Genomic DNA, 3,468 nt, shown 5'->3' with positions numbered 1-3,468 from the left:
CCTGGGTTTTGAATTCCTTGGTATAACGCTTACGGCCTTTCATGGCTTCAGTCTTCATTTGGTTAAGGCGTGGTCCAAGAAATTACCGCACCTCAGACTGCTTCGGCGGCAGCTCGAACTTGCCTGTCTATGGCATTCTTGATTGCCATGAAAGCAAACGCCAATTCCCATCAACCCTCGGTCTATCGCAACCAAAACACCCTCATCCGAGCCATTTTCCACAAGGCTTCCCACCCGCGAAAAGTCCTTTGCGTCGCTCTCGATTACGCCAAACAGAAACACCTTGCTCTCATCTGCGACGGCAACGGAGATGTCCTCAAGGCTCCTTTCCCAGTCGACAACAATTCTGCCGGAATCGCCTTTCTCATCGAGCAAATCACAGCCACCGCACAAAGACGAAAAATACCCAAAGACCAAATCTTCCTCGGTGGCGAAGACGAGGCCAGCTACGTCGCCAACTTCACCGCCGCTCTCCGCAAAGAAGGATACCTCGTCCTCCGGGTCAATGCCTACGAAGCCAAGGAAAGCCGCGAAAACCTCCTTGCCAGCACCGACTCCCTCGACCTTCTCGGCATTGCCAAAACCCTCCTCGCCCGGCGCGCTCAAAACACCAGCACAAGCCAAACAACCAACCCCGTCTACGCCGAACTCCGCGAACTCAACCGCACCAGGCGCAGCCTGGTCCGTCAAAAAACCGCCGCTTCCAACCGCATCCACGCGCTCGCCGATCAACTTTTCCCCGGCTTTCTCGACCTCTCCAAATCCAGCCTCACCCCCTTCACCAACGCCTCCCTCTTCCTCATGAAAGACCGCTTCAGCGCACCCGAAATTGCCCGGCGACGCCCAAGCGCCCTTACCAAAACTCTCCGCACCCACCTCGTTCACCACCCCGAAGAAACTGCCTCCCAACTCATCACCCTCGCCCAAAAAGCCCTCCCTCCCCAACCTCATCGCACCCCCTCCCTCCAGCGCTCCCTCACCGCCACCGTCGACCTCTACCAATGCCTCGACCGCAACGCGCACGAACTCAAAATCCAAGCCGCCCTCACCCTCGCCACCACCCCCTACGCCCTCCTCACCAGCATCCCCGGCATCGGCTTCGTCCTCGCTTCCGGCCTCGCTGGTGAACTCGGCGAACCCAGCCAACTGCGCAAACTCGACTCCCTCTGCGCCTATGCCGGCATCGTCCCCCGCACTCATCAAAGTGGTGGCCCAGACTCTGCGGCCCTCCAATCCCACCCCTCCCCTCGCTGTAACCACATCCTCAAAGACTGGACCGTCCAAAGCTCACAAAAAATCCAACTCTACGGCCCACCCGAACTCAAAGACCGCATCAAACAATGGAACGCCAACGGCCAACACGGCATCTTCGCTGGAGCCCGGCGTTACCTTCGCCTTGTCCGCACCCTCGTCCTCAATGTGATTCCCTATCTCAGCCCCGAAGGCCGAGCCCAAAATCCCGATTCAGCTCAACTGGCCGCCTCCGCGCAACAAACCTGGACCGTCCTCCAACAAAAATGGCGAGCCATTCCCGGACACCGTCAGCTCCTCCTCGACGAAGACCATCCCATCGGGGCCTGGCGACGCGTCCTCAAAGAAGTCCACGGGATCCACCTGCCCGAAACCCTCTAACGAATTTTTCACAGAAATCGATTTTGAGTCGGCTCGCAAAAAAAGCACCTCAGCAAAAAAACGGAGACGGGGCGACCGGATGGCTCTTTCACGGATGCCGCACCTCACAGTGACGGCTTGGGTCTGTATGCCAAACCAACCGGTCGCCCTCGATTCGACCTGCCAATCAAAAGCAGGTCGGACCATGGCCCAAAGATACTCCGCCCCGACGCCCCAGTCGAGGGCTCGTCACACCTGTCAGCCAGGAACACGAGGGCACCGTCGCAGAGGAAGAACGTTCCCTAAAACTTCCTCAAATCGACAAGACCGGTGGTTGCCACCACCCGCTTCGTCACCGTTCCACTCAGTCGCCAAAAGGCTCGCCACTCAAAGTCTCAAAGCGAGTCGGCAAAATCGAAACCCTCGATTCGGCCCAGCTCTTTACGCCCTCGAACAAACTTCTCAAAAAATCAAAAAAAGCCCTTGAAACTATCTGATACTACTGACCCCGTCTGCCTTCCCTTACAACAACAAAACCAAACTCAATCCTCACTCGCTTGATCTTTTTTCAGAAAGACAGTTGCTGACCCCGTCGCCTTACCATCTTTGTTCAGTTTTCTGACCTTATCCATGATCTCAATTAAATCTGTCGAAATGATCTTTTGGGATATTTTCTTCATTAACCTATCATCATCCATACCCTTCTCATCGAGATTGTTGGAAGCGCGAAACACCCTAGAATAAACTTCATTATCGTAGTATCGAAAACAAGTTTCACGCTTACACAAAGCCCACAGGCTAAGAGCTTCACTAGAAGCCTGAACATTACCCAAAAAACTTAAATCCTCAAGAGTCGAAACTTCTTTGGGAGTTAGCCCTATGGTTGGATTTTTACTAGAAAAAACCGTTTCCGCTCTATGATCAATAACCCTCTGCAGCTCTTTTAGTTTCGGGTTTTTAGACTCTAATTTGCTTACATAATCTTCTAAAGCAATACTCTTTAAGTCATAACGCCGACCAGACCTCGTTAAAAACGGGTAACTTTCGACACTTACTTGGTTTATTTCAATGTATTTATTTATTAAAATAAAATCATTATCATCACCTCGAAGCAATAAATGCCCAATTAATGACCTGTTAACTTCATCCCGGCTTTTCTCGCTCTCTAAGGACTTAAACTCTCTTGAGAAAGCCTCAAGCTTAAGAGCCTGCAAGGAAAAATCAATATCGCTACATTTAGCTATACTCGCCTGCATAACCAAAAAGAACAAAAGACCTATCAATTTAATCATGTCATTTCTTTGTTTTGTCGGGACAGCAATAATGAGTCTCCTCAAGCTCCTCGGGTGCCTTTTCGCCTTTCTGTTTCGCTAAAAGATTGTAGTAAGCCTGAGCCATTTCATCTGGATCCTTTCCAGCAAATACTGGATTCCCTAGTCCTGGTTGATGCACGTAAAACCCATTTTTTTTGCACCCTTTTGAATTCTCTCCAATTACATGATAATTACCGCCGTCTTTGCCGTTTTTTACTGGCGGCTCTCCTTTCGGAAGGTAAACGATAACTTTGTATTCACATTTTTCGCAGTCTGAATCTTCTTTAACCTTTTTGCAGCCAATGTTATCCATATCTTCCGGGGTTGGATTAAATGGTTGGTCATGTTGCCCCGTGGTTGGTGCTGTCGCTGTGCTCGTGCAATTTCCCGGCTTTTTGCCTGATATTGGTTTACCAAGGGAAGGTTCTCCACCTGCCTTCACTGGCTCTCGGCCTAACCGATCAATCCAGCCATTACAGTCGTTATACACAAACCCATACAGGTTCTCCCCTCCCCGTTCTTCAATAGGGTCTCTACTTGGCCA

The 3,468-nt window shown here is 51.2% G+C and carries 3 protein-coding genes; 1 reads left to right on the top strand and 2 read right to left on the bottom strand.

Annotated elements, in window-relative coordinates; genetic code table 11:
• The first annotated feature begins 147 nt into the window (after positions 1–147).
• Positions 148–1,632, top strand: coding sequence for an IS110 family transposase (locus JIN78_RS16525; protein ID WP_200393103.1), 1,485 nt, complete (start codon positions 148–150; stop codon positions 1,630–1,632).
• A gap of 521 nt (positions 1,633–2,153) precedes the next feature.
• Here JIN78_RS16525 and JIN78_RS16520 read toward each other — a convergent pair.
• Positions 2,154–2,903 (bottom strand): hypothetical protein, encoded by a 750-nt coding sequence (locus JIN78_RS16520; RefSeq protein WP_200393102.1) that lies wholly within the window; start codon positions 2,901–2,903, stop codon positions 2,154–2,156.
• A gap of 1 nt (position 2,904) precedes the next feature.
• On the bottom strand, positions 2,905–3,468 hold a 564-nt coding region (locus JIN78_RS16515), incomplete at its 5' end, for a hypothetical protein (RefSeq protein ID WP_234038052.1).

Source organism: Roseibacillus ishigakijimensis (genome assembly GCF_016595415.1).
Taxonomy (GTDB): Bacteria; Verrucomicrobiota; Verrucomicrobiia; order Verrucomicrobiales; family Akkermansiaceae; genus Roseibacillus; species Roseibacillus ishigakijimensis.
This window is presented reverse-complemented; position numbering and strand designations above follow the sequence as displayed.

Excerpts from the sequence above, each read along its gene's own strand:
- JIN78_RS16520 (WP_200393102.1), bottom strand. The coding sequence starts at position 2,903 with ATGATTAAATTGATAGGTCTTTTGTTCTTTTTGGTTATGCAGGCGAGT.
- JIN78_RS16525 (WP_200393103.1), top strand. The coding sequence starts at position 148 with ATGAAAGCAAACGCCAATTCCCATCAACCCTCGGTCTATCGCAACCAA.